This window comes from Acidisoma sp. S159 (assembly GCF_009766125.1).
Lineage (GTDB): Bacteria > Pseudomonadota > Alphaproteobacteria > Acetobacterales > Acetobacteraceae > Acidisoma.
In genome coordinates this window covers 69,694-96,098 of the sequence record NZ_LMUG01000067.1, presented here as the reverse complement: position 1 = coordinate 96,098, position 26,405 = coordinate 69,694, and the positions used below count along the sequence as shown (strand labels likewise).

The window sequence follows — 26,405 nt, the reverse complement described above, 5'->3', positions numbered from 1 at the left end:
GGCGATCTGTCTCCGTCTATCGCCCCAAAACCCCCAACACCCCCTCCCCATATCGCTCCAACTTACTCGCCCCCACGCCCTTGATCCGCCCGAGCGCCCCCAGCGTCGCCGGCCGCAGCGCCGCCACGTCCCGCAACACGCTGTCGTGGAAAATCACGTAAGGCGGCACAGCCTGCCGTCGTGCCTCCTCGCTCCGCCACGCCCGCAACGCCGCGAACGTATCCGCGTCCTCCGGCGGCGCCACATCCGCCGGCGCGGGCGCGTCCCCGCGACGCGCGGCACCCCGCTCGCGTGGCAGATTCTGCGCCACCTCGTCCGCGCGTAGCATCACCGATTGCTCGCCGCGCAGGATGGGGCGCGCTGAATCCGCGTCCAGCGCCAAGGTCGCGTAATCGCCCTCGCCCGTGCGCAAAGCGCCGCGCGCGATGAGCTGACGCAACACGCCGCGCCAGAAGGACACGCTGCGGTCCCGTCCGATGCCGAACAGCGGCAAAGCATCGTGGTGATGGCGCTCCACCGCCTCGGTCTTCTCGCCGCGCAGCACGGACACCACATGCAGCGCGCCGAAACGCTCGCCGGTGCGGTAGACGGCGGAGAGCGCCTTGCGCGCCGCTTCCGTGCCATCGAACAAAGCCACCGGCGAGAGACAGGTGTCGCAATGGCCGCAAGGCTCCGCCAGTTCCTCGCCGAAACAGGCGAGCAGCGTGCGGGTGCGGCAGGCGGTGGTTTCGCTGAGGGTGATCATCGCCTCCAGCCGCTCGCGCATGACGCGTTTCTGCGTCTCGGGCGCCTGGCTTTGCGTCAGCCAGTGACGGGCGCGGCCGATATCCTCTCCGCCATACAGCAGCAACGTGTCGGCACGGTCGCCGTCCCGACCGGCGCGGCCGATCTGCTGGTAGTAGCCCTCGGGGCTATCGGGCATGTCGAGATGCACGACGTAGCGCACATCCGGGCGGTCGATGCCCATGCCGAAAGCGATGGTGGCGCAGATGATGACCGGCTCGCCGGAGCGGAAGGTCGCGAGGTTCGCGCGTTTCTCCTCGGGCGCCAGTCCGGCATGGAAGGCGAGCGCGGGCAGACCCTTTTCGCGGAGACGCTGGGCGGTGCGCTCGGTCTTGGCGCGGCTGCCGCAATAGACGATGCCGGCAGCACCTTCATGGCGGCGCAGGAAGCTCGCGAGCTGCGCCGTCTCGCTGGTCTTGGGACTCGCGGCGATGTGCAGATTGCGGCGATGGAAGCTGGCGGCGAAGACTTTCGCCTCCGGCATGTCGAGCGCTTGCAGGATGTCCGCGCGCGTTCGGGGATCGGCGGTGGCGGTCAATGCGATGCGCGGGACATTGGGGAAGCGCTCGGGCAGGCAGGCTAGCGCGCGGAACTCGGGCCGGAATTCATGGCCCCAGGCGGAGACGCAATGCGCCTCGTCGATCGCGATGAGAGCGATGTGGAGGCGCGCGAGGCGATCCATCATGCCGTTGGACAGCATGCGCTCGGGCGAAAGGTAGAGGATGTCGAGCGTGCCATCCATCAGCGCGCGAAACACCCGCTGGCTCTCCTCCGGCTCCAGCTCGGAATGCAGCGCGCCGGCGGAGGCGCCGAGCTGGCGGAGGCCGGCGACCTGGTCATCCATCAGCGCGATGAGGGGGGAAACGACGATCGCGGTGCCAGAGCGGCAGAGGGCGGGCACCTGGTAGCAGACGCTTTTGCCGCCGCCGGTCGGCATCAGCACGAGGGCGTCGCCGCCCGCCACGACATGCTCGATCGCCTGTTGCTGCAGGCCGCGAAAGCCCGGGAAACCGAAGACGCGGTTCAGGACCTCGGCTGGGTCGGCGAAAGGGTGCAAGGCTGGGTCCGTCTCATCAGGCCCCCCCTCCTTTACAGGGATGGGAGCCTGAAGGCGATGAGCGGTCAGGCCGTTTCGATGCTCCAGACCACGGCCCAGGGGCCGAGTGCCGCGGTCTCGGTAGTGTTTTCCGTCCAGATGATGCGGCCGATGGCAGCCGGCGCGCCGCTGACGGATTGAGCCGAGAGATTGGCGAGGAGTCGCAGCCGCCGAGTCCCGGCCTGCCACACCACCGACACGGCGCTTTCGCCCAGTTCCTCGTAGGTGCCACCTCGCGTGATGGCGGGGATCAGCGGCACGACCTCGGCACGGCGCACCGCGAGGATGTGGCGGAACCAGTCCAGCGTGTTCTGGTCCAAGCTGTCCCAGGGCAGCTTGGCGGAGTCGAAGGTGCTGTCGGCGAGAGGATCGGGAATGTGGTCGCGCTTCTCGGGATCCTGGAATTCGGGGAATTTGGCGAACTCCTCGCGGCGTCCTTCGCGCACTTTATCGGCAAGTTCGCCGTCGAAATCGGCGAAGAATGGGAAGGGCGTGGTCGCACCCATCTCCTCGCCCATGAAGATCATCGGCGTCTGAGGCAGTAGCAGCGTGACGGCGGAAACCGCGCGCACCGCTTCTGCCGGCGCAATCGCCGCGAGGCGTTCGCCGAAGGCGCGGTTGCCAACCTGGTCGTGATTCTGCGCGAAAGCCACGAAAGCGGCGGGTGGCAAATGGCCGCTCGGTTCGCCACGCGTCTTGCCGCTATATTCCATGTGCTCGCCTTGGAAAGCGAAACCCTCGGTCAGCGCGCGCCCGAGAAGATCTGTGCGGCCGCGATATTGCCCGTAATAGCCGGCACTTTCGCCCGTCGCCGCGACATGCAGAACGTGATGCACATCGTCGTTCCATTGCGCGGTGTAATGGCACGGCTTCCCCGGCGCCTCGCGCTCCAGCCGATGCGCGCCGTTTTCCTCGTTTTCAAGGATGAGGTGAATCGGGCGGTCGGTGATGGTCTGCCGCACGGTGTCAGCGAGTTCGACGAGCAAATGCGGCTTGCTGTCATCGATGATGGCATGCACGGCGTCGAAGCGCAGGCCGTCGAAATGGTATTCCTCGAGCCAATAGAGTGCGTTCTGGATGACGAAATCGCGCACCGGACGGCTGTGCTTGCCGTCGTAATTCACTGCCGGACCCCATGGTGTGTGGTGACGCTCGGTGAAGAACGTTGGCGCATAGACCGGAAGGTAGTTCCCGTCCGGTCCGAAGTGGTTGTACACGACATCGAGCAGCACCATGATCCCGCGCTCATGGGCGGCATCGATGAGCGCCTTGAGATCCTCGGGCCGGCCATAGGCGCTGTCGGGTGCGTAGAGCAGCACGCCGTCATAGCCCCAGTTCCGGCGCCCGGGAAAATCGGCAACCGGCATGATCTCGATCGCCGTGATGCCGAGATCCGCGAGATAGTCGAGCTTGCCAATTGCCGCGCGGAATGTGCCCTCGGGCGTGAAGGTGCCGATGTGCAGCTCGTAGACCACTGCCTCATCCCACGGCCGTCCGCGCCAATCGGCATCCTTCCAGTCATAGGCTGCCGGATCGATGACCTCGCTGGGGCCGTGCACATCCTCGGGCTGGAAACGCGCGGCGGGATCGGGAACTTGCAAACCGTCCTGCAGCACGTAGCGGTAGCGCGAGCCGGGATGCGCGCCGACCGTCACAAGCTCGAACCAACCCTCCGGCTGATGCGCCATCGCCACCGGCTCGCGGTCGTCGATCACGATGCCGATATGCGTCTGGCTCGGCGCCCAAAGGCGAAAGCGCACGCCGCCTTCATGCAACTCCGCGCCCTGCGGCAGGACGTGGCTTCGCGTCACGCTCATGCGGCGGGCTCATCGACATGGGCGAGAACGAGCACGGAGCGGCCTGTCATCGTATAAACATCACCGGTGTTGAATTTGCTGTCCGAGCCTTCAGGGATATTGGTGTCGAGCACCATCTTCCAGCCTTCGCCGCCGAGCGTGTCGGGAATGGTGAAGTTCACGCCATCCGCCGCGCCGTTGAAGACCAGCAGCATGGTAGCATCACCGCCACGCTTCTTAATGCCCGTCGCCTGCGCCCGGCCGTCGATCAGCATGCCGAAACACTTCATGCCCTCGTCGCCCCATTGCGCGTCATCCATTTCCTCCCCGGATGTGTTGATCCAGGTGACGTCCTTGACGCCGAGTTCCTCGTTATAGGCGCCCGTCAGGAAACGTGTGCGGCGAAGGATCGGGTAGCGATGACGCAGCCCGGTCAGCGTCTTGACGAAGGCGATTAGGTTTTGCCCCTTCTCCTCGATCTCCCAATTGACCCAGCTGATGTCGCTATCCTGGCAATAGGCATTGTTGTTGCCCTGTTGCGTGCGGCCGAATTCGTCGCCGGCCAGCAACATCGGCGTGCCTTGAGCCAGCAGAAGTGTCGTCAGCATGTTGCGGATCTGGCGGGCGCGCAAAGCCTCGATCTCGGGATCGTCGCTGGGTCCCTCGACGCCGCAATTCCAGGAGCGGTTGTCGGAGCTGCCGTCCTTGCCGTCCTCGCCATTCGCCTCGTTGTGCTTGTCGTTATAGGTGACGATATCGTTCAGTGTGAAACCATCATGCGCGGTGATGAAATTCACGCAGGCTTGTGGTTTGCGCCCCTGCTTGTCGAATAGATCGCCGGATGCGCAAAGGCGCGGCACCAGCGCCGCCGCCGAGGCCTCACCTTTCCAGAAATCCCGCACGGTGTCACGGAACTTGTCGTTCCACTCGGCCCAGCCCGGCGGAAAGCCACCCACCTGGTAGCCGCCGGGTCCGCAATCCCACGGTTCGGCGATCAGTTTTACGGTCGCCAGCAGCGGATCCTGGCCGCAGGCTTTGAGGAAGCCGCTCTGCTCGTCAAAACCATGCGGCTCACGCGCGAGGATGGTGCCGAGGTCGAAGCGGAAGCCGTCCACATGTGTCTCAGCCACCCAGTAGCGGAGGCTGTCGGTGACGAGGCGCATGACGTTCGGATTGCTGAGATTGACCGTATTCCCGGTGCCAGTGTCGTTGATGTAATAGCGCGGCTGGTCGGGCAGCAGACGGTAGTAGCTGGCATTGTCGATGCCCTTGAAGGACAAGGTCGGCCCCAGCTCGTTGCCTTCCGCCGTATGGTTGTAGACGACGTCAAGAATGACTTCGAGCCCGCCGTCATGGATGCTCGCCACCATTTCCTTGAACTCGCGCAGGCTATTGGCGCGGTCTGAAGCGTAGCGGGTCGCCGGCGAGAAGAAGCCGATCGTGTTGTAGCCCCAGTAATTGACGAGACCTTTTTCCAACAACTGGCTGTCATCGACGAAACTATGGATTGGCAGCAGCTCGATCGAGGTGACGCCGAGCGACTTGATGTAGTCCACCACCGGCTTCTGGCCGAGCCCCGCGTAAGTGCCGCGCAGCTTCTCGGGCACTTCGGGGTGCTTCTTGGTGTAGCCTTTGACATGGGTCTCGTAGAGGATCGTGTGATCCCAAGCGATCGGGTTGCGGTTGGGCTCGCCCTTCCAGTCGAAATCGGGATCCACCACGACGCATTTCGGCATGAAGGGGGCGCTGTCGCGCTCGTCGAAGGTGGTGTCGTCGCCGCTTTCCATCTGGTAGCCGAAGATGGCGGGGTTCCATTCCAGCTTGCCCGTATGCGCCTTCGCATAGGGGTCCAGCAGCAGCTTATTCGGGTTGAAGCGATGGCCCTGTTCCGGCTCGTAGGGCCCATGGACGCGGTAGCCATAGACCTGGCCGGGGCCGATGCCGCCGACCCAGCCGTGGAAGGTCTGGTTGGTGTATTCCGGCAGCTCGATCCGGTGCAACTCCTTCTTGCCCTCGGCATCGAACAGGCAAAGCTCGACCTTGGTCGCATTGGCGGAGAAGAGGCTGAAGTTGACGCCCTCCCCGTCCCATGTCGCGCCCCTGGGATAAGGCAGGCCCTCGCGAAGGCGAATGGTCGAGTTTTCGGGCAAGGTGGGGCTCCGGATTGTCAGGGGCTAGCGGCTAAGGCGTCACCTAGATGGCCCCGGCGGCGCCACCCTCAAGAGACGCCGAGGGATGCGGCAGGCTCGGCCCCATCACTTCACCTCGGGGTTGCCTCCTGAGGGATAGGGCAATTTGTAACGATTCCGATCTGTTCTTGGCGCCCTGGGGCCGCTACGAAGGGATTGTGTCCCAGGCCTCAGCCCGCCTGCCCGAGCTATCGCCTGTGCTGGAGTCCCGGGAGCGCCCGGAGATTCCGCTGGTCTCGATCGTCGTCCCATTCCACAACGAGGCCGAGAATGTCGAGCCGCTATACCGGCGTCTCAGCGGTGCCCTGAACGACCGTCCTTTTTTATGGGAACTCGTCTGCGTCAATGATGGCAGCCGGGACGGCACCTTGGCCGCACTGGTGGCGCTCGGCCGCCGCGATCACAGGGTCCACGTCCATGACCTCTCGCGCAACTTCGGTAAGGAGGCAGCGCTCACCGCGGCGGTGGAGCAGGCGCATGGCGACGTCATCGTTCCAATGGATGCCGACCTCCAGGACCCGCCCGAGGTCATCCCCGAACTCGTCGCGAAATGGCGGGAGGGCTATGATGTCGTCAACGCCCAGCGCAGCACGAGACGCCATGATAGCTGGCCGAAGCGCTACACCGCCCATCTCTTCTACCGGGTCATCAACCGGCTGAGCTCGATCGACATTCCGCTCGACACCGGCGATTTCCGCCTGATCTCCCATGCCGTCGTGGAGGCCTTGCGGCTGATGCCCGAGCGGCGGCGGTTCATGAAAGGCATGTTCGTCTGGGTCGGGTTTCCTACCGCGACGATCACCTATGACCGCGACGGGCGGCATGCCGGGCGATCGAGCTGGAGTTATTGGCGGCTGTGGAATTTCGCGATAGAGGGCATCACCTCGTTCAGCCAGGTCCCGCTTCGCGTCGCCTCCTATCTCGGCCTCGGCGTGGCGGCGCTCTCGATCCTCTACGGGGTCTTTTTGCTGCTGCGAACGATGCTCTACGGGAACCTGGTGAGCGGCTACCCGTCGATGATGGTGGCGATTCTGTTTCTTGGCGGAGTGCAACTCGTGGCGCTCGGCGTGATCGGCGAATACCTCGGCCGGATCTACGAGGAAACCAAACAGCGCCCGCTCTACATCATCCGGCAGAGCTGGAACGCCAAGCAACCGCCGCCGACCTGAATAGGCGGCGCCTGCACCAGCCGGGTGTGTAGTTCCAGGGCCGCGCGGGTCTCTTCCCCTCCCTGCAATGGAAGGGCCGGGGTGGGTGCTTGTTGCGCTAGGTGAAGCCATCGACGCCCAAAACCCACCCCAATCCCTCCCTTACAGGGAGGGGAAGAGAGGGAGGCGCCGTAAGGAAAGCGATGCCGAGTGCGCGGCTTAGCGCGATCTCGGCCCGCGTTCAGTGGACCTGCTTGTCCTGGCGGATCAGGAAGGTCGGGATCGAGATGCCGAGCTGGTGGTCCGGACTCGTCTGCGCCGGGGCACGCACGTTATCGGCTCGCACCTCCGGTGCGGGCTTGGCGACCGGCTCTTGCCGCTCGGGTTGCGGCACAGGCCCGCCGGTCGCGGCGGCCAGCTTGTTGGCGAAAGGCTTCGTCACGCGGCTGAAAAGACTATTGCCGCTCGGGGCCGGCGTCTCCTTCACGCGAGGACTGGAATCCGTCGTGCGGACAGAGTCCGCGAAGAGGCCGCGAGTCCCCGTCGGCGTCGCGGCAGGGCGCTGCGGCAAAGTCGTCCGAGGCGCGTCGGCAGGCTGAGAAATTCCCGTTCCGCCACCGCGTCCCCATTGTGGTTGCGCCGGAGGCTGGCTGTAGTTCTGATCCAGTGAAACCGCGCCGCCATGTGTCCCCGTGGCCTGCATCTGGATCTCGGCGACGGCCGCGACGGGCATCACCGTGGCATTGCTCGCCGCATGCTGCTGTGTCGCGACCATCGGCGTCACCATACGGTCGTTACTGGTCGCGAGTTCGAGCCTCGGCCGGTATTCCATCGCCGCGGAGTCTATGCCGGTCGCGACCACGGAGACGCGGATACGGCCGTTGAGGCTGCTGTCGATCGCCGAGCCAAAGATGATATTGGCTTCTTCGTCGACTTCCTCGCGGATGCGGTTCGCGGCCTGATCGACCTCGAACAGCGTCATATCCTCGCCGCCGGTGATGTTGATCAGCAGGCCGCGCGCGCCCGCCATATTGGTGTCTTCCAGCAGCGGATTGCTGATGGCGGCCTCGGCGGCACGCACCGAGCGGTTGTCGCCCTCGGCCTCGCCCGTGCCCATCATCGCTTTGCCCATCTCGGACATCACGGTGCGGATATCTGCGAAGTCGAGGTTCACGAGACCGGGCACGACCATGAGATCGGTCACGCCGCGCACGCCCATGTAGAGGACGTTATCAGCCATCTGGAAGGCTTCTTTCCAGCTGGTGTGCTCATTGGCGATCCGGAACAGGTTCTGGTTCGGGATGATGATGAGCGTATCGACATATTGCTGCAGTTCGGCGATGCCGGCCTCCGCCGCGCGGGCACGCTTCACGCCCTCGAAGGAGAAGGGCTTCGTGACGACGCCGACGGTCAGGATGTCATGCTTGCGTGCGAGGCGTGCGATGACCGGCGCCGCGCCTGTGCCCGTGCCACCGCCCATGCCGGCGGTGATGAACACCATGTGGACGCCTTCGAGGTGACGCTCCAGATCGCTTTCCGCCTCTTCCGCCGAGAGACGGCCCACTTCCGGCTTGCCGCCCGCGCCATTGCCTTGGGTGATGGTCGGCCCAAGCTGAATACGGCGATCGGCGCGGCTGCGCATGAGCTGCTGCGCATCGGTATTCGCGACGATGAAATCCACGCCCGGCAGATTGAGCGCGATCATGTTATCGACAGCATTGGTACCGCCGCCGCCGACGCCGATCACCATGATCTTGGGCGTGAAATCCGCATGCGTTTCGGTGGGGACGGTCAGGTTGAGGGTCATGAGCGGTCTCCTTGAATTGTCGGGCCCGAAAGCGCGCTTGCCCTTGGCGCTGCCTGGCATGAATGGCGGTTGAAGCTGTTCGAGCCGGGGAAGCGCATCACACACGCTCCCTGAGGAAGGTGACGAAGCGTTTGAGTGGGCCACTCGGCCGCCGCGTCTCCAAGTCGATATCCTGCATCACGCGGCCCTCGCCCGAAGCCCAGGCGAGCAGCCCGGCCCCCGTGGCGAAAGCCGGTCCTGATGCCGCGTCCGGCAGCCCGCGCAAACCGATCGGCCTGCCAAGACGCACCTGCTTGCCGAGGATCTGTGCCGCCAATTCTCGCGCACCGGCGAGCTGGCAGCCGCCGCCGGTCAGCACCACGCGGGCGCCGGCGATACGCGATAGTCCTGATTCTTCGAGGCGGCTCTTCACCATCTCGAAAGTCTGCTCAAGCTTGGGCCGGATTATGCTGACGATCATGCTGCGCGGCACGCGAGCGATCTGGTGCTCTTCCTCGCCAACCAGCGGCACGGGCAGCATCTCGCGGTCGTCATCCGGACTTGTCTGCGCGCTGCCATATAGCGTCTTCAGCCGCTCCGCATGCGCGACCGGCGTCGAGAGCAGCCGCGCGATGTCGTTGGTAATGTGCAGGCCGCCGATCTGCGTTTGTGCTGTGTGCAGAAGTTGCCCCTCGGCGAAGACCGCGAAGCTGGTGGAACCGCCGCCCATGTCGATGACCGTGGTGCCGAGTTCGCGCTCATCTTCCACCAGGGTTGCAAGTCCGGCGGCGAAGGGTGCCGAGACAAGTTCTGCGATTTCCAGATCGCAGCGGTGCAGGCAAGTGGCGAGATTGCGCAAAGCCGGGGCGATCGCGTCGATCACATGCAACCGCACCGTGAGCGTTTCGCAATGCAATCCGCGCGGATCCTCGACGCGGTTGGTTTCATCGACCGAAAAGGAGAGCGGCAAAGTGTGGATCGCGTCGCGCCCTTCGGAGGCGACACGGGCGCGGCCTTCCACGACGACGCGGCGGACATCTTCTTCCGTCACCACGCGGCCGCCAACCGGCCACTGCACATTGAACAGCCGGCTTTCCGGCTGGCCGCAACCGAGATTGACGTAGACGGCGCGAAGCCGCGTATCGGCCATATCCTCGGCCTGACCGACGGCGGCGCGGATCGCACGCTCAGCCTCGTCGAGATCGGTGATCCCACCGCAGCGAATGCCGCGCCCCTTCTGCCAACCGAAGCCCAGGATGCGGCGTGTGCCATCGGCTTCGGTGCGGCCGATCATGCAGGTGATCTTGGTCGAGCCGATATCCAGCGCGCCGAATACGCCCATGCGCGGTGTGCGCGGTCGGCCCAATGGCTCGATCACGGCGGGTGACAGGCTGCGTCGGGACATATCGTTCACGGCTGTGTCCTACGCATGATCGCGCGAGGTTGCTGCGTCGCGGGCGCTCTTGTCGCTGCCATCATTCCCGATGGGCGGCGGAGCAGGCGGCGGAGGATAGGGACGAACGACAACGCGGTCGGCAAGACGCAGATCGACGATCTGCAGCGGACGATCGAGCAGCTTCATCCGGGTGTTCAACGCGCCAAGACGGCCAAGCGCCTGGTCCTGGTTCTCGCCCGGCAGCATCACAGTCGCACCGGACTTCATCACCAGATTCCAGCGCTCCTGTCCGACGCGCACGGCGGCGACCATATGGCTGGTGATGTCGGGGAAAGGTGCCATTTCGTCGAACAACTCGGCGGTCGCGTCGGGCGCACCGTCACCGACCACAAGCGGGAGCGACAATTCGCGTGCGGTGCGGGCCACATCCTTGTCACCCATCACGGCGCCAGCGCGATCCAGCAGACGGAACCGGCCGTGATCCTGCCAAACGGCGAAGGGCGCACGCTCCGTGAGCCGCACCAGCAGCGTGTCGGGCAGACGGCGCTCAACCACGGCGTCCTGCACCCAGCCGAGTGCCGTGACACGGCTGCGGACGGCGGCGACGGAGAAGCCGAGGATCGGAGTGCCGGTCGTGATGCCGAGCGCCGTGCGCAGAATTGGCTCGGGCGTATTGGCGCGGCCCTCGATCACGATATGGCGCAGCTTGAGCCCCATCCCCGCACCGACATCGCCGAGCGCGGTGCGCATGGCATTGACGCTTCCGCTGTGATCCGCGGCGCGGAACACCAGGCTGAGCGCGAAGATCACGACCAGAATGGCAAAGCCGCCGATCAGTGGCCGCAGAAAGCGGCGGGCGCGGCGCAGAACGATCGCGGCATGGCTTGGCCGGTCAACGACGCTGGTGCTCGCCATGCGCGGCGGCGGGATGGGTTTGCTCACGCGTGGCATTGCGCTTGCTCCACCATCCAGGCGCAGAGCGCCGGGAACCCAATGCCGAGAAACGCCGCCTGTTCAGGCAGCAGCGATGTCGGCGTCAGTCCCGGCTGGGTATTCACTTCGAGCAGCACCAGCCGGCCCGGCGAACCTTCCGTGTCGTCGTAACGGAAATCCGAACGCGAGGCGCCGGCACAACCGAGCGCCGTATGCGCGCGCAACGCCACATCCATGGCCTGAACCGTGATCTCGGACGGCACCTTCGCGGGAATGACATGAGTCGAGCCGCCATCCGCGTATTTCGATTCGTAGTCGTAGAAGGCATGCGACGCGGCGATCTCAGTCACCGCCAAAGCGCGATCGCCCATGACGCCAACCGTCAATTCGCGGCCAGGGATAAATTCCTCGGCCAGCGCAGTGCGGCCGTAGCGCCAGCTCCGGGCGATTTCCGCGCGACGGTTGTCGCCCGCCTGCATGATCTCCACACCGACCGACGAGCCTTCGTTCTGCGGCTTAATGACATAGGGACGCGGCAGAGGATCGGCGGCCTCCAACTCCTCGACCGTCACGACGCGATGCCGCGCGATGGGCAGGCCGACCGAGGCGAAGATCGCCTTCGCCGCCACCTTGTCCATCGCTAGCGCCGAGGCGCGCACGCCGGAATGCGTGTAGGGAATGCCCATCCAGTCGAGCACACCCTGAATCGCGCCATCCTCGCCAAAACGGCCGTGAAGAGCGTTGAACACGACATCGGGCTTCGGATCGAGCGCCGCGAGCGTCTCGCGCAGATCCTCGCCGACAACTACAGGCAACACGTCGAAGCCGGCTTCACGCAGCGCAGCAATCACCTGACGGCCGGAGGAGAGACTGACCTCGCGTTCAGCAGAGATGCCGCCATAGAGAACCGCGACGCGCGTCATTGCGGAACCTCGCCTAGAACTTCGGCGCGCGGCAGCGGCTGGCCGAGCCGTTTGATCTCCCAGTCCAAGGTAACGCCCGTGGCGGCCTGCACGCGGCGGCGCAATTCCTCGCCGAGACCTTCGAGATCGGCGGCAGTCGCATTGCCGGTGTTGATGAGGAAGTTGCAGTGCAATTCGCTGACCTGCGCGCCGCCGCGCGCGAGGCCGCGGCCACCAACGGCGTCGATAAGCTCCCAGGCTTTCATGCCCGGCGGATTTGCGAAGGTGGAACCACCCGTCCGCGCACGCACCGGCTGGGTCGCGCTACGGGACGCGCGGATCTCCGCCATTCGGCTCGCGATGAGCAACGCATCCCCGGAGGTAGCGCGCAAACGTGCGCGGGTGACGACCGCTCCGGGCGGCAGGCTTGAGTGGCGATAGGAAAGCCGCAGTTCCTGCGCCGTCAACCGATGGGTCTCGCCACCGCGCGTCACGATCTCGGCCCAGTCGAGGCAAGCCGCGATATCGCTGCCATAGGCGCCGGCATTCATGGCGACGGCGCCGCCGATGCTGCCCGGAATGCCGGAGAGAAACTCGAGATCGGCAAGGCTCGCCGCCGCCGCGTGTTCGGCAACCGTTATGTCGAGCGCCGCCGCACCGCAGACGATGCCGTCCGCCTCAACCTTGATGCCGCCGAAGCCGCGGCCGAGGCGCAACACGACACCGGAGATCCCACCGTCGCGCACGATGAGATTGGATGCGGCGCCGATCACCGTCACCGGAACATCTGCTGGGAGCGCGCCAAGAAAGCGCGCGAGGTCGGCGGCGTCCTTCGGCTTCGCCAGAATCTCCGCCGGTCCGCCGGTGCGGAACCAGGTCGCGGGACCCAAAGCGGCGCCCGCCTCCACCCGGCCCGCGAGCGGCGGCAGGCGGTCGATGAGGTCCTGCAGGCGCTCGGCGGCCATCATGCGACCGCCCCCGCTCGCTGGCTGTCCTGGTTCTGCAGAATCGCTAGTTGTGCCGGCAGTGCCGTCGCCCAAGCGGTGATCGTGCCAGCGCCGAGGCAAACGACGAAGTCACCGGGATGCGCGATCGCATGCACCATTTCGGCGAGGTGGTCCGGCCCAGGCAGCGACACGACGCTGCGATGACCGCGTGCGCGAAGACCCTCGACCAGCGCGTCACGGCTGACGCCCTCGATCGGCGCTTCACCGGCGGCATAGACATCGGCGACGATGACGGTGCCCGCATCGTTCATGCAGGTGCAGAACTCAGCGAACAACGACTGCAACCGCGAATAGCGATGCGGCTGCACCACGGCGATCACGTTGCGCGCCTGCGCCTGACGCGCCGCCTTCAGCACGGCGGCGATCTCCACCGGATGATGACCGTAGTCATCGATCACGGTGATCCCGCCGGTCTCGCCAGTTTTGGTGAAGCGGCGCTTGACGCCCCGGAAAGCGGCGAGGCTGGTGCGCAGCGCGCTTTCGCCGATCTCCATCTCCACGCCGACCGCAATCGCCGCGAGGGCGTTCTGCACATTGTGCTGGCCGAGCATCGGCAAGCGGAACGGCCCCATGCGGCGGCTACGGTTGCGCAGCCGGTCAGTGACGACGACCTCGAAGTTGGAGCCAGCCTTGTCGGCAACCAGACGCTCGGCGCGAATATCGGCCTGCGGGCTGAAGCCATAGGTGATGATGCGATGATCGGCGAGGCGCGGGATCATCTCCTGCACCGCCGGATGATCGATGCAGAGCACCGCGAAGCCGTAGAACGGAATATTGCCGACGAATTGGCGATAGCCCGCTTCCATCGCCTCCTGCGTGCCCCAATGGTCTAGATGCTCGGGGTCCATATTGGTGACGACAGCGATGACGGCGGGCAGCCTCAGGAAGCTGCCGTCGCTCTCATCGGCCTCCACCACCATCCAGTCGCCAGCGCCCAGGCGCGTATTGGTGCCGTAGGCGTTGATGATGCCGCCATTGATCACGGTGGGATCGAGATTGGCGCCTTCCAGCACTGCCGCGATGAGGCTGGTCGTGGTCGTCTTGCCATGCGTGCCGCCAATCGCCACGGACCAGCGGAGCCGCATGAGTTCGGCCAACATCTCGGCGCGCCGCACGACGGGCACGAGACGCGCGCGCGCCGCCTGCACTTCCGGATTATCGGCTTTAACGGCTGAGGAAACGACGACGACCTGCGCCTTGCCGATATTCGCGGCGGCATGGCCGATGGTCACGTCGATGCCGGCACCGCGCAGACGTTTGACGTTTGCGGAATCGGCCAGGTCGCTGCCCTGCACGGAATAGCCGAGATTATGCAGCACCTCGGCGATCCCGGACATGCCGATGCCGCCGATGCCGACGAAATGAATTGTGCCGATGGTGAGTGGAAGAGCCCTCATGGCAACCGCTCCGGCGTCAGCGCATGCTCGACCAGATCGGCGAGAACGGCGGCGGCATCGGAGCGGCCCTCGCCACGCGCGGCCTCGGCCGCCGCAGCGAGAGCCGCATCCGCGCCAAACAAACTCGCGAGGCGAGCGGCGAGAGCGGGTGCCGTGAATTCGGTCTGACGCATGGTCCAGGCAGCGCCAGCCCGCGCCAGCGCGGCGGCATTCGCGGTCTGGTGGTCGTCGATCGCATGCGGCAACGGCACCAGGATCGCGGGGCGCCCGACAACGGCGAGTTCGGCAACCGTGGAGGCGCCGGCTCTGGCGATAACGAGATGCGCGGCGGCAAGATGGCTCGCCATATCAGTGAAAAACGGCGCGACCTCGGCGGTGATGCCCGCGCCGGCATAGGCGATGCGCACGTTCGCGGCATCCTCCGCGCGGGCCTGCTGCACGACTTGCAAGCGGTGGCGCAGTGCCTCGGGCAGCAGGAGCAGCGCGGCTGGCACGACCTCGCTCAACACCCGCGCGCCGAGCGAGCCGCCCGTGACGAGCAGGTTGATCGGGCCGTCCGGCTCGGGCGCGACATAGGGCATGTCCGCAAGCGCCGCGATGGGCGGGCGCACCGGATTGCCGGTAATGACGGTCCCTGTGCCGCTCGGCAACCGCGTCGTGCCCGCGAAGCTCAGCGCGAGCGTGGTGGCACTTCGCGCCAATGCGCGGTTTGCTCGCCCCAACACGGCGTTCTGCTCGTGCAGGATCACCGGCACACCAAGCCGCGCGAGACGAGCAGCGACAACCGGCGGCACGGAAGGATAGCCGCCGAAACCGATGATGGCACCAGGCTGCAAGCGACGCAGGATGCGCGCCGCCGCAAAGGTTCCCGCCGCGAGCGCCGCGGCGGCCTTGGCACCGCGCAAAGCACCACGGCCGGCGATACCGGCGCCCGGCAGCACATGGCGATCCGCTGGATCGAAAACGGGGCTCGCACGTCCGGCAGAGCGCGCATCCGTCATCAGCACAACGCGGTGGCCGCGTTTGGCGAGCGTTTCGGCGAGCGCCTCGGCGGGGAAGAAGTGGCCGCCAGTACCGCCGGCAGCGATTACGATGGGCGTCACGCGCGGGCCTCTCATACCCGTTCCCCCGTGAACCGGCGGCGAGTGAGCGCCAGCAGCATTCCCATCTCAAGTGCCACGGACAGCGCCGAGGATCCGCCATAGGAGATGAAGGGCAGCGTCATCCCCTTGGTCGGGATGAGTTGCAACGACGAGGCCATGTTTACGAAGGACTGCAAACCGAAGCTGATGAGCAGTCCGGCCGAGGCGAGAAGAATGAACTGATCGTTCTCCGCGATCAGCCGGAGCAAGCCCCGCATCACGATCGCGCCGAAAAGGCCGATGATGATGAGGCAGACGATCAGCCCGAATTCCTCGCCCGCGACGGCAAAGACGAAGTCGGCATGGGCATCGGGCAGGATGTCCTTGACCATGCCCTCGCCCGGTCCGCGACCCAGAAGCCCGCCATTGCCGAAAGCCTGCAACGCGGTCAGCGCCTGATAGGCCGTCTCGTGAGTCGGGTGCAGGAATCGCTCAACCCGAACATGGACATGCGGCATCAGGAAGAATGCCGCGACGAAAGCGACGACCAGCGCACCCGCCGCCGCGCCGACCAGCGCGACATTCAATCCGTCGAGGAAAAGCTGCGACAGGAACACCACACTCACAACTGCAAGCATGCCGACATCCGGCTGCGATTTCAGCAACAGCGCGATGACGGCATAAAGCATGAAAGCGAGGATGCGGCCCGGAAAGCGCACCGTGTTCCGCGCTTCCACCAGCAAGCCAGCCGTCAGCACCGCAAAGAACGGCTTGAGAAACTCACTGGGCTGAAGCGAAAGGAACGGAATGTTAATCCACCGCCGGGCACCCTTGATCTCGACGCCATGGACGAGGGTAAAGGCTGTGAGCAGAAGTGCCACCAAGGTTCCGGTCAAAGCCAGCCACCGAATGCCTTTTGGCGACAAAAGGGAAACGCCGACGACGATCGCGCCAGCCAAGCCAAGAAACAGGACCTGCTTGATGATAAGCATGTCGCGCGGATCGCCAATGCGATGCGCCACCGCCGGGCTCGATGCCAGAACCAGCACATAGCCAAAGCCGATCAGTGTGCCGATGCAAACCAAAGTCCAGCGATCGACCGTCCACCACCAGCGGCCGAGCGTCGATGTATCGGTGCGGGACAATGCGGGCATTACGCGGCCCTCCCCGCGGTCGCACCAGGTTGGTCCAGCGCGGCGGCTAGCGCGGCGAAACGGTCACCCCGCGCCTCGAATCCTGTGAACTGGTCGAAGCTCGCGCAAGCCGGTGATAGCAGCACGGTGCGAACGCCAAGCCTGCGGGCGGCGGCATGCGCGGCTGGCACCGCGTCCTCCAAAGTTCCGGCAATGCGATGAGGAACTTTGTGGCGCGCGAGGGTTTCAGCGAGCAAAGCGGCGTCACGGCCGATCAGTTCAGCCTGCGCGATGCGCGGGAAAAACTCAGCCAAGGAGTCGATGCCGCCGGACTTGGCGATGCCACCGGCAATCCACACGAGCCGGTCGTAGCAGCCGAGTGCCCGCGCGGCGGCATCGGCGTTCGTGGCTTTGCTGTCATTGATGAAAGCAACGCCGTCACGCGTCGCGACCAATGTTTGGCGATGAGCGAGACCTGGGAAACTCGCAATGCCTCGGTCGATTGTCGCCGCGTCAATCCCAAGCGACTCCGCCAGTGCCCGCGCGGCGGCCGCATTCTGCGCGTTATGCGCGCCGGGCAGCGACGGCGGTAGCGTCTGAACTTCCACACCGCTCACCCGGATGACGCGCGCCGGACCAGAGTCCAGTTCATCGGCCATCGCCGCCGAAAGGGAATCGTCCACACCGATCACCGCTAAATCGGCGGCCGTCTGCCGGGCAAAGATCGCGCGCTTGACGCGTGCATATCCGGCCATGTCGCCGTGTCGGTCCAGGTGATCGGGGCTGAGGTTGAGCATCGCTGCCGCACAAAAGCGGAGAGTCGCGATTCGCTCCAACATGTAAGAAGACATTTCCAGGACGTAAATTCCAGAGTCTGGCAACAACGGGAGCGACAGGGCTGCTATTCCAAGATTTCCTCCCGCGGCGACAGGCAAGCCGGCGGTCGATAAAATATGCGCCAGCAGGGCCGTCGTCGTCGATTTGCCGTTCGTTCCGGTAATTCCGACGAAACGAGCCGCCGAGTCGGCCGCGCGAACCGCCTTAAACAGCAGCTCCGCATCGCTAAGAATCGGCACGCCCGCCGCCGTCGCCCTTGCCGCCACGGCATGCGGCGCTGGAAGGTTGTGCGGAATGCCGGGCGAGAGGATCAGCGCATCCGGCAGCGGCTCGCCGGCTTCCATCAGCGGCCGCACCGTGAATCCTTCCGCCTCGGCGGCCGTGCGGGCGGCGGCGCCGTCGTCCCATAGCATCGTCTCGGCGCCCATGCCGCGCAGCGCGCGCGCCACCGGCAGGCCGTTGCGACCGAGGCCGAGAATGGCGAAACGCTTTCCCGCGAAGAGCGTGGTGGGAAAATCCATCAGCGAATCTTCAGGGTCGCGAGACCCGCGAGTGCCAGGATCATCGAGATGATCCAGAAGCGGATGACGATGGTCGGCTCAGCCCAGCCCTTCTTCTCGAAATGATGATGCAGCGGCGCCATCAGGAACACGCGGCGTCCGGTACGCTTGAACCAGAAGACCTGGATGATGACCGAAACCGTCTCCGCCACAAACAATCCGCCGACCACCGCAAGCACGATCTCATGCTTCGTCGTGACCGCGACCGATGCCAAGGCGCCACCAAGGGCGAGGCTCCCGGTGTCACCCATGAACACCGCCGCCGGCGGCGCGTTGAACCACAGGAAACCGAGTCCCGCGCCAATCAGCGCCGAGCAGAAAATCGCCAGCTCGCCGGAACCTTGAACGAAAGGCAATTCCAGATAGCCCGCGAAGATGCGATTGCCGACGAGATAGGCGATCAGCGCGAAGACGCTGGCGGCGATAATGGTCGGCACCATCGCCAACCCGTCCAGCCCATCCGTCAGGTTCACGGCATTCGATGCGCCCATCATCACCAGCATGCCGAAAAACGGAAAGAAGATGCCCAGCGGGATCAGCACATTCTTGAAGTCGGGAATGGAAATGCCGGTGCCGAGCGGTCCGCCGATGTGAAACGCGATCCAGGCCGAGGCCAGCAAGCCAATCACCGCTTGCCCGATCAGCTTCAGCCGCCCCGAAAGACCCTTGGTGTTGCGCTTGGTAAGCTTGAGATAGTCATCACCAAACCCCAGCGCACCATAGCCGAGCGTGACGAAAAGCGCCGACCACACATAAGGATTCAGCAAATCCGCCCAGAGCAGGGTCGAGATGGTCAGCGCGCTGAGGATAAGCACGCCGCCCATGGTAGGCGTGCCCTTCTTCTCGATCAGATGCCGCTCGGGTCCGTCAAGACGGATCGGCTGGCCCTGCTTCTGCAGCGACCGCAGCTTGGCAATGACGCGCGGACCCAGAACAAAGCTCATGACGAGCGAGGTCAGGCACGCGCCGCCGGAGCGGAAGGTCAGATAGCGAATGAGGTTGAGACCGTGGAAGTGCTCGCTGAGCGGCAGGAGGAGATTGTACAGCATCAGGCCGTTCCCGCCGGTGCCGGCAAGACCGCGACGATGCGCGCCATCCGGCTGCCAAGACTGCCCTTCACCAATACCGCATCGCCGGGCCGCAGCGCCGCCGCGACGATCGGCGCCAAGCTGTCCGAATCCTCGGCCCAGCCGGCACGCAGGGCGGCGGGCAAGCTGTCGAAAAGCCGCCGCATCTCCGGTCCGCAGGCGAAAACGAGATCGGCATGCGCTTCCACATCGGGGGCGAGGCCGATGTGCTCGGCGATGCTCGCGTCGCCCAATTCTCGCATGTCGCCGAGCACCGCGATGCGCCGCGTCGCCGGTTGCAGGCCAAGGACGGCGAGCGCCGCGCGCACCGAGGGACCGGAAGCGTTGTAGCTATCATCGAGCAGAATAGCCTCGCCATCAGTCAGCGCGATAACCCGCCGGACGCCACGGCCGGTGACCGCGGCGAAGCCATCCAGCGCCGCGGCGGCATGATGCGGCTCGACGCCAAGCGCCATGGCGGCGGCGATGGCGGCGACTGCATTCATCGCCATGTGCCGACCCGGCGCGGCCAGACGGAAAGCGAGTTCGATTTCACCAAAAACCGCAGAGACAGAAACGCCTTCGACATCGCTGACCGCCGCGACAAGGCGCGCCTCGGCCTGGCGCTGAGTGCCGAAACGGACGATCGCGGCACCTCGCACGCGGGAGCTAAGAAGCTTGAATTGCGGGCTATCGGATGGCAGCACGGCGGTTCCGCCGGGCAGCAGTCCGGACAGGATCGCCGCCTTCTCATCGGCGATCGCCTCCAGGCTGCCCATGTGGCCGATATGCACGGGCTCGACGGTGGTGATCACCGCGACATGCGGCCGTGCGAGCGCCGCCAAGGGCGCGATTTCGCCCGCATGGTTCATGCCGATCTCGGCCACGCAGAAGGCGGCGCCGGGCGGCAACCGAGCCAAGGTCAGCGGCACGCCCCAATGGTTGTTGTAGGACGCGACGGCGGCATGGGTTTCGCCGCTGGCCGCGAGAATCCGCCGCAGCATTTCCTTGGTCGTCGTCTTGCCGACGCTGCCGGTGACGGCAACGACCCGGCCCTTGAACCGGTCGCGGCCAAAACGCCCGAGTGCCGTCAGCGCGCTCAGCGTATCGTCAACGCGGAGGAGTGGCGCATCCTCCGCCAAGCCTTCTACCTCGCGATCGACCAGCGCACCTGAGGCACCCGCCGCCAAAGCCTCGGCGACAAAAAGATGGCCGTCGCGGTTCTCACCTTGCAACGCCACGAAAAGCTCGCCCGGAACAATGCTGCGGGTGTCGATGGAGAGTCCCGTCGCGGTGAAGGGCCGGCTCATGGAGCCGCCAGTCGCCGCCGCCAGATTCTCGGCGGACCAAAGCACGGTCATGCGGCGCCCGCGAGTTCGCGAATGACGGCGGCGTCGTCGAAGGGCAATGTCTCGCGACCGACGATCTGCCCGAGCTCGTGGCCTTTGCCCGCGACAACCAGCACATCGCCTGTACCGAGCATCTCCAGACCCGCCGCGATCGCCGCGCGACGATCACCAATCTCGATGGCACCAGGGCAACCCGCCATAACGGCCGCGCGAATGGTCGCGGCCGTCTCCGTGCGCGGATTGTCGTCCGTCACGATCACCGCATCCGCACCGGCCTGTCCGGCCGCGCCCATGAGCGGACGCTTGCCGCGATCGCGATCCCCGCCGGCACCGAGCACGATGACGAGACGGCCCGCGGCATGCGGACGCAGCGCGTCCAGCGCGCGGGAAATGGCGTCGGGCGTATGCGCGTAGTCGACATATGCGGCAGCGCCGTTCGCCAATGTCGCCGCGCGCTCAAGACGACCACGCACGCCTTGCAGTCTGGCAAGCTGCTCGACCGCGCTCGGTAGACCGAGCATGCAAGCGAGGCCCGCCGCCAGCAGCGCGTTCTCCGCCTGAAACCTTCCGGGCAGCGGCAAAGTCAGCGAAAGCTTGCGGCCACCGGCCAAGGTAAGTTCCAGCACCTGCCCCGCCGCCACAGGCGTCGCGCGGTCAAGGCGAATGATCGAGCCGCTCTCGCCCACCGTGCCGAGAACCAGGCCGGCCCTGGCTGCCGTCTGCCGCAGCATCGCCTGGCTATCGGCGTCGAGCGTCGTGGAGGAGAGCGCGGGAGCGCCGCGCGGCAGGAGTTCGCTGAACAGCCGGAGCTTGGCGGCGCGATAAGCCTCCATGCCGCCGTGATAGTCGAGATGATCCCGCGTCAGATTGCTGAAGGCGCCCGCCGCAAGGCGCACCCCGTCTAGCCGGAACTGATCGAGCCCATGCGACGAAGCCTCAAGCGCCGCGTGCTGTATGCCGGCGGCGGCCAGGGCCGCCAATGTCGCGGCAAGGCTGACCGGATCGGGCGTCGTCAGTCCGGCACCCGGCGGCATGCCGGGCGCGACGAGGCCGAGCGTGCCCAGGGAAGCCGCGGGCGTATCGCCGAACATCCAGATCTGGCGCAGGAAATCGACGGTGCTGGTCTTGCCATTCGTGCCGGTGACGGCGGCGATGACGCGCGGCTGCGCGCCTGCCAGCGCTGCCGCCATTTGCGCCAGGCGACGGCGCGGCTGGTCGTCCAGGATCATCGGCCGAGGGGGCACGCCCGCTGGCCATTCGGTGCCGGGCGGGGCCAGAACCATCGCCGCGCCGCGCGCGACCGCATCGCCGATGAAGCGCCGCCCATCCTGCGCCGAACCTGGCAAAGCGGCGAAGACGAAGCCGGGCCGGACCTCGCGGCTATTCGCGGTGATCCCGCTCACCGACAGTCCCGCAGCTTGCGCGGCCCAGGCGGCACGGGCGGAAGGTGTGAAACTGCCGGGCATGCGCTGCATGAGCTCAGTGACCCGCATGAGCGGACGCGGCGGCCGGCATCGGAACGCGATACATCGCATCGTGACGCAACCCGGCAGCGCTCGCGGCATTCGCGGTCCAGCCTGGCGCCGCCGGCGTCGTCGCCGCTGCCGCCTCACGCGTCGCATGATGCGCGGGCTTCGCGGGCGTGTCGCCCATCGCGATGTTATCCGGCTCGCCGGGGTTATTGGGACCAAGCGGCACGGCACCGGGCGGCGCCGGCACATGCGCGGGAATCGCAAGCGAGGCGTTGATCGCTTCGACATCGGTGAAGCGCGGCATCACGTTCAGCATCGGGCCAATGCGCGCGATGACATGGCTGACCGAGGGACCAGCCATCCAGCCGCCCGTGGTAAAGCCATGGGTCGCCGCCGTCGCATGACCGGAATCGATGGCGATATAAACCACATAGCGCGGCGCGTAGATCGGGAAGGCCGCGACATACGAACTATAGTTGGTGTGCTTCACGTAGCCGCCATGCGCCGCGACTTTCTGCGCCGTGCCGGTTTTAGCGCCCACGAAATAACCCGGCACCTCACCGAAGTTGCCGGTGCCATCGACTACAATCAGGCGCATGAGCTTGCGCATCGTATCCGAGGTCGATTGCTGCATCACCGTCGTGCCCGTGCAGGGCGGGTCGCCGGGATTGCTGGCGAGCAGCGACGGCTTGTACAACGTGCCGCCATTCACGATGGCAACCGCGGTGTTCGAAATATGCAGCGGGGTTTCGGCGATACCGTTGCCGAAGGACACCGTCATCACGGTCGCGCGGCCCCACCGGTTTTCCGCCTGCACCTGCGGCAGCGCGGCCTCAGGCAGTTCAATCGGCTCACGCGACAGCAGGCCAAGCTTCTTCAGCCAGTCACGCTGACGATCCTTGCCGATAAGTACGGAAATCCGCGAGGCGCCGATATTGGAGGAGAAACGCATGATGTCGGGAAGCTGCATCCAATAATGCTTCGGCTCGAAATCCGTGATGTGGAAGCGGCCGATGGGAATGGGATGTGTGGTGTTGAAGGAATCCCACATGTGGATGACGCTGTCGTCCAGCGCCATGCTCGCGGTCTGCAGCTTGAACACGCTACCCGGCTCGTAGGTGCCGGTCGCGCAGCGGTTGAAACGGGACGCCGGAGGCGCCGAGCCAAGATCATTGGCGTCATAGTCGGGGATGCTCACCATACCAAGCACCTGCCCGGTATGGGCGTCCTGCACGATGCCGCAGCCGCCAATCGCCGAATAGGTCTTGACCGCAGCCGCAACCTCGTCCCGCAGGATCGCCTGCACGCGCACATCGATCGAAAGCCGCAGCGGAGCCGTATTCGTATTGAGGCGCGTATTGAAGAACTTCTCGACGCCGGCGACACCATCCTCGTCGATATCGACGCCGCCGAGCACCTGCGCCGCAGTATCGCCGAGCGGATAGCGCCGAACCTGCGTCATCTGGAACGACAGGCCGGGCACGCCGAGATTGTTGATGGCGAATTGCTGCGCCGGGGTGACGGTGCGCGCGATGTAAACGAAAGCCTTGGCGGAGGCGAGACGCTTGGCGATCTCAGGTTCATTCAGATCAGGCAGAACCTGCTTCAGATCCTGTGCCACCTTGTCGGTGTCGATCATCTGCCGCGGATCGGCATAGAGGCTCGCGACCGGCAGCGACACGGCGAGGATCTGGCCGTTCGCGTCGATGATGGATGCGCGACCGGGGGGCGGCGGCGGAATGGTGACAGGATCGGGCACGAAATGCTCGACCACGCGCGGCGCCGGCTTGAGCGGGTTGAGGATCGTGGCGTCCGTCAGCTTGGCGGCCACGGCGAGGAACAGCAGGAAGAACACCGCCGCGACGGCGACCAGTCGGCCACGGCTTTTTTCCATCACCGCGCGGCGCTTTAGGTCGGGCTGCGTGATGCGCAAGGTCTCGGCACGCAGCGCGTCGTCTCGCGCGCCTGGCATGCGGCCCCAGGGGTGGTTCGGCGTGGTGTCGGGGGGCGGCGCGTCGTTCACCGGGCGCGGCGCCTATTGCGACGAGTAGAGCGGACGCGGCGGCGGCAAATCAGCGGCCGCCATGCCGAGCGAGGAGCCGGATACTGGCGCCCTATACATAACGGTCGCGGCCGGCGGCGTGATGCGCATCGGCATTGCGGTCCGCAACGGCGCCGGTGGCCGTGCGGGAGGCTCGTTCGCCGCATAGAGTTGGCCAGGAGCACGCACGAAGCTCGGCGCCGCTTGATGGTGGTGGCGCGGCCTCGCGATGGCGGGTGCCAGACCAGCGGCGGAAGTCGTCGCATCACCGCTGGCGATTTGGTCAGTCGGCGGCTCCGGCTTGTGCGCCGCGGCACGCACATGCGCTGGCCGCTTCGCAACGGCCGGTGGCGCGAGGGGACGCGGCGGGGCGAGAGGCGCGTTGACGGCGACCTGCGTATCCGGCGCCGACGCCGCCAAAGGCGGCGCGGGCGGCTGAGCGACGGGCGGCTCCGGCAGCGCATCCGCGTCCGCGTCCAGCGAAACATCGGGCGTTGGCTGGGCCGAAGGTGCCTGAAGCGCTGTCTGGTCGGGCGGTGCCGCCTGCAAGGGCGTTGTGACTTGCACAGGCGGCGCCAGAGCAAGCCGCGGCCCGGTATCAGCTACGCCAGGGAGCTTCGGCGGCGTCGCCGAGACCATTGGAACACCGAGCGACGGCCCCGGCAGCGCGGGGACCGGGACGATGGGCTTGCCGTCTCGCGTCGTGCCCGGTGCCGGCAGCGCGGAAGCAAGCTGGTCGAGCGTCTTGAGCTGGGACGGCGCCATCGGCTTGAGCGAAAGATACTGGTCGGCGAGCGCCTGGAGCCGCTCGGGATCGTTCATGAGCGCCCAGTCGGCGCGCAGCATGCGCGTGCGGTCGCGCGCCATGTCGATCGAGTGATAAGTCGAGCGCAGATCAGCATCGAGCACGAAAGCCCGTTGCTTGACCTGATACAGATAGAGACCCGAACCGGCGGCGAGCACGAGACAGATGCAGGTGACAGGACGGATCATGCGGCGGCCTCCGCCTCGATGCGGCATAAAGCGCGCAGCCGGGCACTGCGTGCGCGGGGGTTTGCGGCAACCTCTGCCTCGCTCGGTCTCAATGCGCGCCGCGTGAGCAACCGATACTCCGGTCTTCCCATCTGCATCAGGCCGCGAGGATCATGGCGGGACGGCGCGGGGGTGAGGCCGGAGGCATCTGTCATGAAGCGCTTGACGATCCGATCTTCGAGGGAATGGAAAGAAACGACGACCAGCCGGCCGCCCGGCCGCAGTGCGCGGCAAGCCTGAGCCAGACCGCGTTCGATCTCGCCCAGCTCATCGTTCACGCCGATGCGTAGTGCCTGGAAACTGCGCGTCGCGGGATCGATGCCAGAGCCATCCTTCGGCATGACGCTGCGGATGATGCTGGCAAGCCGCCCGGTGGTGGTGATCGGCGTCTCGGCCCGTGCCGCCACGATCGCGCGCGCGATACGGCGGGACTGCCGCTCCTCGCCGAATCGGAAGAGCAGGTCCGCAAGATCGTCAACTGGCATGTCGCGGACGAGATCGGCGGCGCTCGTCCCTTCCCGGCCCATCCGCATGTCGAGCGGACCATCCTGGCGGAAGCTGAAACCGCGCTCCGCCTGATCGATCTGGAAGGAGGAAACACCGAGATCGAGCACCACACCGTCAAGCGCTCCAACCTCGCGCTCGGCGAGCAGACGGAGGAGATCGCCGAAGCGACCTTCGATCAGATGCAATCGGCCAGGATGCGCCGCGACGAGAGCGGCTCCGCGCGCGATCGCATCCGGATCACGATCGATCGCCCAGACGGTGCATTGCGCGGCGCCAAGGATCGCGGCGGTATAACCGCCGCCACCAAAGGTTCCGTCCAGGTACACGGCACCTTCGGCCGGCGCGAGGGCCAGCAGAACCTCGGTCAACATGACAGGGAGATGGCGAGACATCAGGTGGTTCCTCCGGGCAGCGTCAGGCTGCGCGCCCTCGCCCGGTCTCGCGCCTCCGCCCGGCGACGCTCCGCGGCCGCGGGTTCCCAAATCTGGAAGATCCGTCCGAGTCCCATGAAGACAATTATGTCCGTTAATCCAGCATGGGCGACTAACGGCTCCGGAAGAATAATGCGACCCTCTTTGTCGGCTTCCAGCGCGTAGGAATCCGCGTAAAGCGCGGACGCCAGATCATCATGCGCTTCGCTAAAGAGGTCGAGGCGATCGAGCGGATTCGCGAGTTCCTTGAACGTCGCAAGCGGCCAAGCCTCGATGCAATCATGCTTGTGGGACGGCCGCAGCACCATGCCGGCGCCACCCTCTTGCCCATCGTCCAGAGCCTTAAGCGCGGAACGAAAAGTCGCTGGAACCGAAACGCGTCCTTTTGCGTCCAACCTGTTCTGGTGGGTGCCGAGGAAATGCGTCATCCGGCCCCCTTTCCATTCCCGTTGGCTCTGCCT

General features: G+C 65.8%; 20 protein-coding genes. 1 reads left to right on the top strand and 19 read right to left on the bottom strand.

The window, feature by feature from the left end:
- Positions 1-16 precede the first annotated feature (16 nt).
- The 3 genes from recQ to glgX form a co-directional block, all read right to left on the bottom strand.
- Positions 17-1,840, bottom strand: a complete 1,824-nt coding sequence (recQ, locus tag GSQ92_RS23085; RefSeq protein ID WP_159014102.1) for a DNA helicase RecQ — start codon at positions 1,838-1,840, stop codon at positions 17-19.
- A 65-nt stretch (positions 1,841-1,905) separates the two neighbouring features.
- The gene (gene treZ, locus GSQ92_RS23080) at positions 1,906-3,696 is read right to left on the bottom strand and encodes a malto-oligosyltrehalose trehalohydrolase (RefSeq protein ID WP_159014100.1); all 1,791 of its coding nucleotides are present in this window, start codon (positions 3,694-3,696) and stop codon (positions 1,906-1,908) included.
- The gene (gene glgX / locus GSQ92_RS23075) at positions 3,693-5,825 is read right to left on the bottom strand and encodes a glycogen debranching protein GlgX (protein ID WP_216856923.1); all 2,133 of its coding nucleotides are present in this window, start codon (positions 5,823-5,825) and stop codon (positions 3,693-3,695) included. The genes treZ and glgX overlap by 4 nt, the downstream gene beginning before the upstream one ends.
- Before the next feature lie 236 nt (positions 5,826-6,061).
- Between glgX and GSQ92_RS23070 the strand changes: the two genes are divergently transcribed.
- Positions 6,062-7,033 carry a glycosyltransferase family 2 protein gene (locus tag GSQ92_RS23070; RefSeq protein WP_371418087.1) on the top strand — a complete coding sequence of 324 codons (972 nt, stop codon included), beginning with the start codon at positions 6,062-6,064 and terminating at the stop codon, positions 7,031-7,033.
- 220 nt (positions 7,034-7,253) lie between these two features.
- Here GSQ92_RS23070 and ftsZ read toward each other — a convergent pair whose 3' ends face one another.
- The 16 genes from ftsZ to mraZ form a co-directional block, all read right to left on the bottom strand.
- Complete coding sequence (gene ftsZ / locus GSQ92_RS23065; RefSeq protein ID WP_158806010.1) at positions 7,254-8,819, bottom strand: cell division protein FtsZ; 1,566 nt, start codon at positions 8,817-8,819, stop codon at positions 7,254-7,256.
- Between the two features lie 97 nt (positions 8,820-8,916).
- Positions 8,917-10,203 carry a cell division protein FtsA gene (ftsA, locus tag GSQ92_RS23060; RefSeq protein ID WP_174246747.1) on the bottom strand — a complete coding sequence of 429 codons (1,287 nt, stop codon included), beginning with the start codon at positions 10,201-10,203 and terminating at the stop codon, positions 8,917-8,919.
- 18 nt (positions 10,204-10,221) lie between these two features.
- Positions 10,222-11,145, bottom strand: a complete 924-nt coding sequence (locus GSQ92_RS23055) for a cell division protein FtsQ/DivIB (protein ID WP_158806008.1) — start codon at positions 11,143-11,145, stop codon at positions 10,222-10,224.
- Positions 11,133-12,050, bottom strand: coding sequence for a D-alanine--D-alanine ligase (locus GSQ92_RS23050; RefSeq protein WP_158806007.1), 918 nt, complete (start codon positions 12,048-12,050; stop codon positions 11,133-11,135). Before GSQ92_RS23050 ends, GSQ92_RS23055 begins: the two co-directional genes overlap by 13 nt.
- Positions 12,047-12,997 (bottom strand): UDP-N-acetylmuramate dehydrogenase, encoded by a 951-nt coding sequence (gene murB / locus GSQ92_RS23045; RefSeq protein WP_158806006.1) that lies wholly within the window; start codon positions 12,995-12,997, stop codon positions 12,047-12,049. Before murB ends, GSQ92_RS23050 begins: the two co-directional genes overlap by 4 nt.
- Positions 12,994-14,433, bottom strand: a complete 1,440-nt coding sequence (gene murC / locus GSQ92_RS23040) for a UDP-N-acetylmuramate--L-alanine ligase (RefSeq protein WP_158806005.1) — start codon at positions 14,431-14,433, stop codon at positions 12,994-12,996. Before murC ends, murB begins: the two co-directional genes overlap by 4 nt.
- Entirely contained in the window at positions 14,430-15,551 is a 1,122-nt protein-coding gene (gene murG / locus GSQ92_RS23035; protein ID WP_158806004.1) for an undecaprenyldiphospho-muramoylpentapeptide beta-N-acetylglucosaminyltransferase, read from the bottom strand. Before murG ends, murC begins: the two co-directional genes overlap by 4 nt.
- Complete coding sequence (locus GSQ92_RS23030; RefSeq protein WP_158806003.1) at positions 15,548-16,669, bottom strand: FtsW/RodA/SpoVE family cell cycle protein; 1,122 nt, start codon at positions 16,667-16,669, stop codon at positions 15,548-15,550. The genes murG and GSQ92_RS23030 overlap by 4 nt, the downstream gene beginning before the upstream one ends.
- On the bottom strand, positions 16,669-18,006 hold the full coding sequence (gene murD, locus GSQ92_RS23025) for a UDP-N-acetylmuramoyl-L-alanine--D-glutamate ligase (protein WP_158806002.1): 1,338 nt from the start codon (positions 18,004-18,006) through the stop codon (positions 16,669-16,671). Before murD ends, GSQ92_RS23030 begins: the two co-directional genes overlap by 1 nt.
- Positions 18,006-19,094 carry a phospho-N-acetylmuramoyl-pentapeptide-transferase gene (gene mraY / locus GSQ92_RS23020; RefSeq protein ID WP_158806001.1) on the bottom strand — a complete coding sequence of 363 codons (1,089 nt, stop codon included), beginning with the start codon at positions 19,092-19,094 and terminating at the stop codon, positions 18,006-18,008. Before mraY ends, murD begins: the two co-directional genes overlap by 1 nt.
- Positions 19,094-20,473 carry a UDP-N-acetylmuramoyl-tripeptide--D-alanyl-D-alanine ligase gene (gene murF / locus GSQ92_RS23015; protein ID WP_158806000.1) on the bottom strand — a complete coding sequence of 460 codons (1,380 nt, stop codon included), beginning with the start codon at positions 20,471-20,473 and terminating at the stop codon, positions 19,094-19,096. Before murF ends, mraY begins: the two co-directional genes overlap by 1 nt.
- Entirely contained in the window at positions 20,470-21,954 is a 1,485-nt protein-coding gene (locus GSQ92_RS23010; protein WP_158805999.1) for a UDP-N-acetylmuramoyl-L-alanyl-D-glutamate--2,6-diaminopimelate ligase, read from the bottom strand. Before GSQ92_RS23010 ends, murF begins: the two co-directional genes overlap by 4 nt.
- Positions 21,941-23,956: a penicillin-binding protein 2 gene (locus GSQ92_RS23005; protein WP_254065938.1), complete on the bottom strand. Its 2,016-nt coding sequence runs from the start codon at positions 23,954-23,956 to the stop codon at positions 21,941-21,943. Before GSQ92_RS23005 ends, GSQ92_RS23010 begins: the two co-directional genes overlap by 14 nt.
- A gap of 12 nt (positions 23,957-23,968) precedes the next feature.
- The gene (locus tag GSQ92_RS23000) at positions 23,969-24,967 is read right to left on the bottom strand and encodes a hypothetical protein (protein ID WP_158805998.1); all 999 of its coding nucleotides are present in this window, start codon (positions 24,965-24,967) and stop codon (positions 23,969-23,971) included.
- On the bottom strand, positions 24,964-25,905 hold the full coding sequence (gene rsmH / locus GSQ92_RS22995) for a 16S rRNA (cytosine(1402)-N(4))-methyltransferase RsmH (protein WP_158805997.1): 942 nt from the start codon (positions 25,903-25,905) through the stop codon (positions 24,964-24,966). Before rsmH ends, GSQ92_RS23000 begins: the two co-directional genes overlap by 4 nt.
- Positions 25,905-26,372: a division/cell wall cluster transcriptional repressor MraZ gene (gene mraZ, locus GSQ92_RS22990; protein WP_158805996.1), complete on the bottom strand. Its 468-nt coding sequence runs from the start codon at positions 26,370-26,372 to the stop codon at positions 25,905-25,907. Before mraZ ends, rsmH begins: the two co-directional genes overlap by 1 nt.
- Between the last annotated feature and the right edge of the window lie 33 nt (positions 26,373-26,405).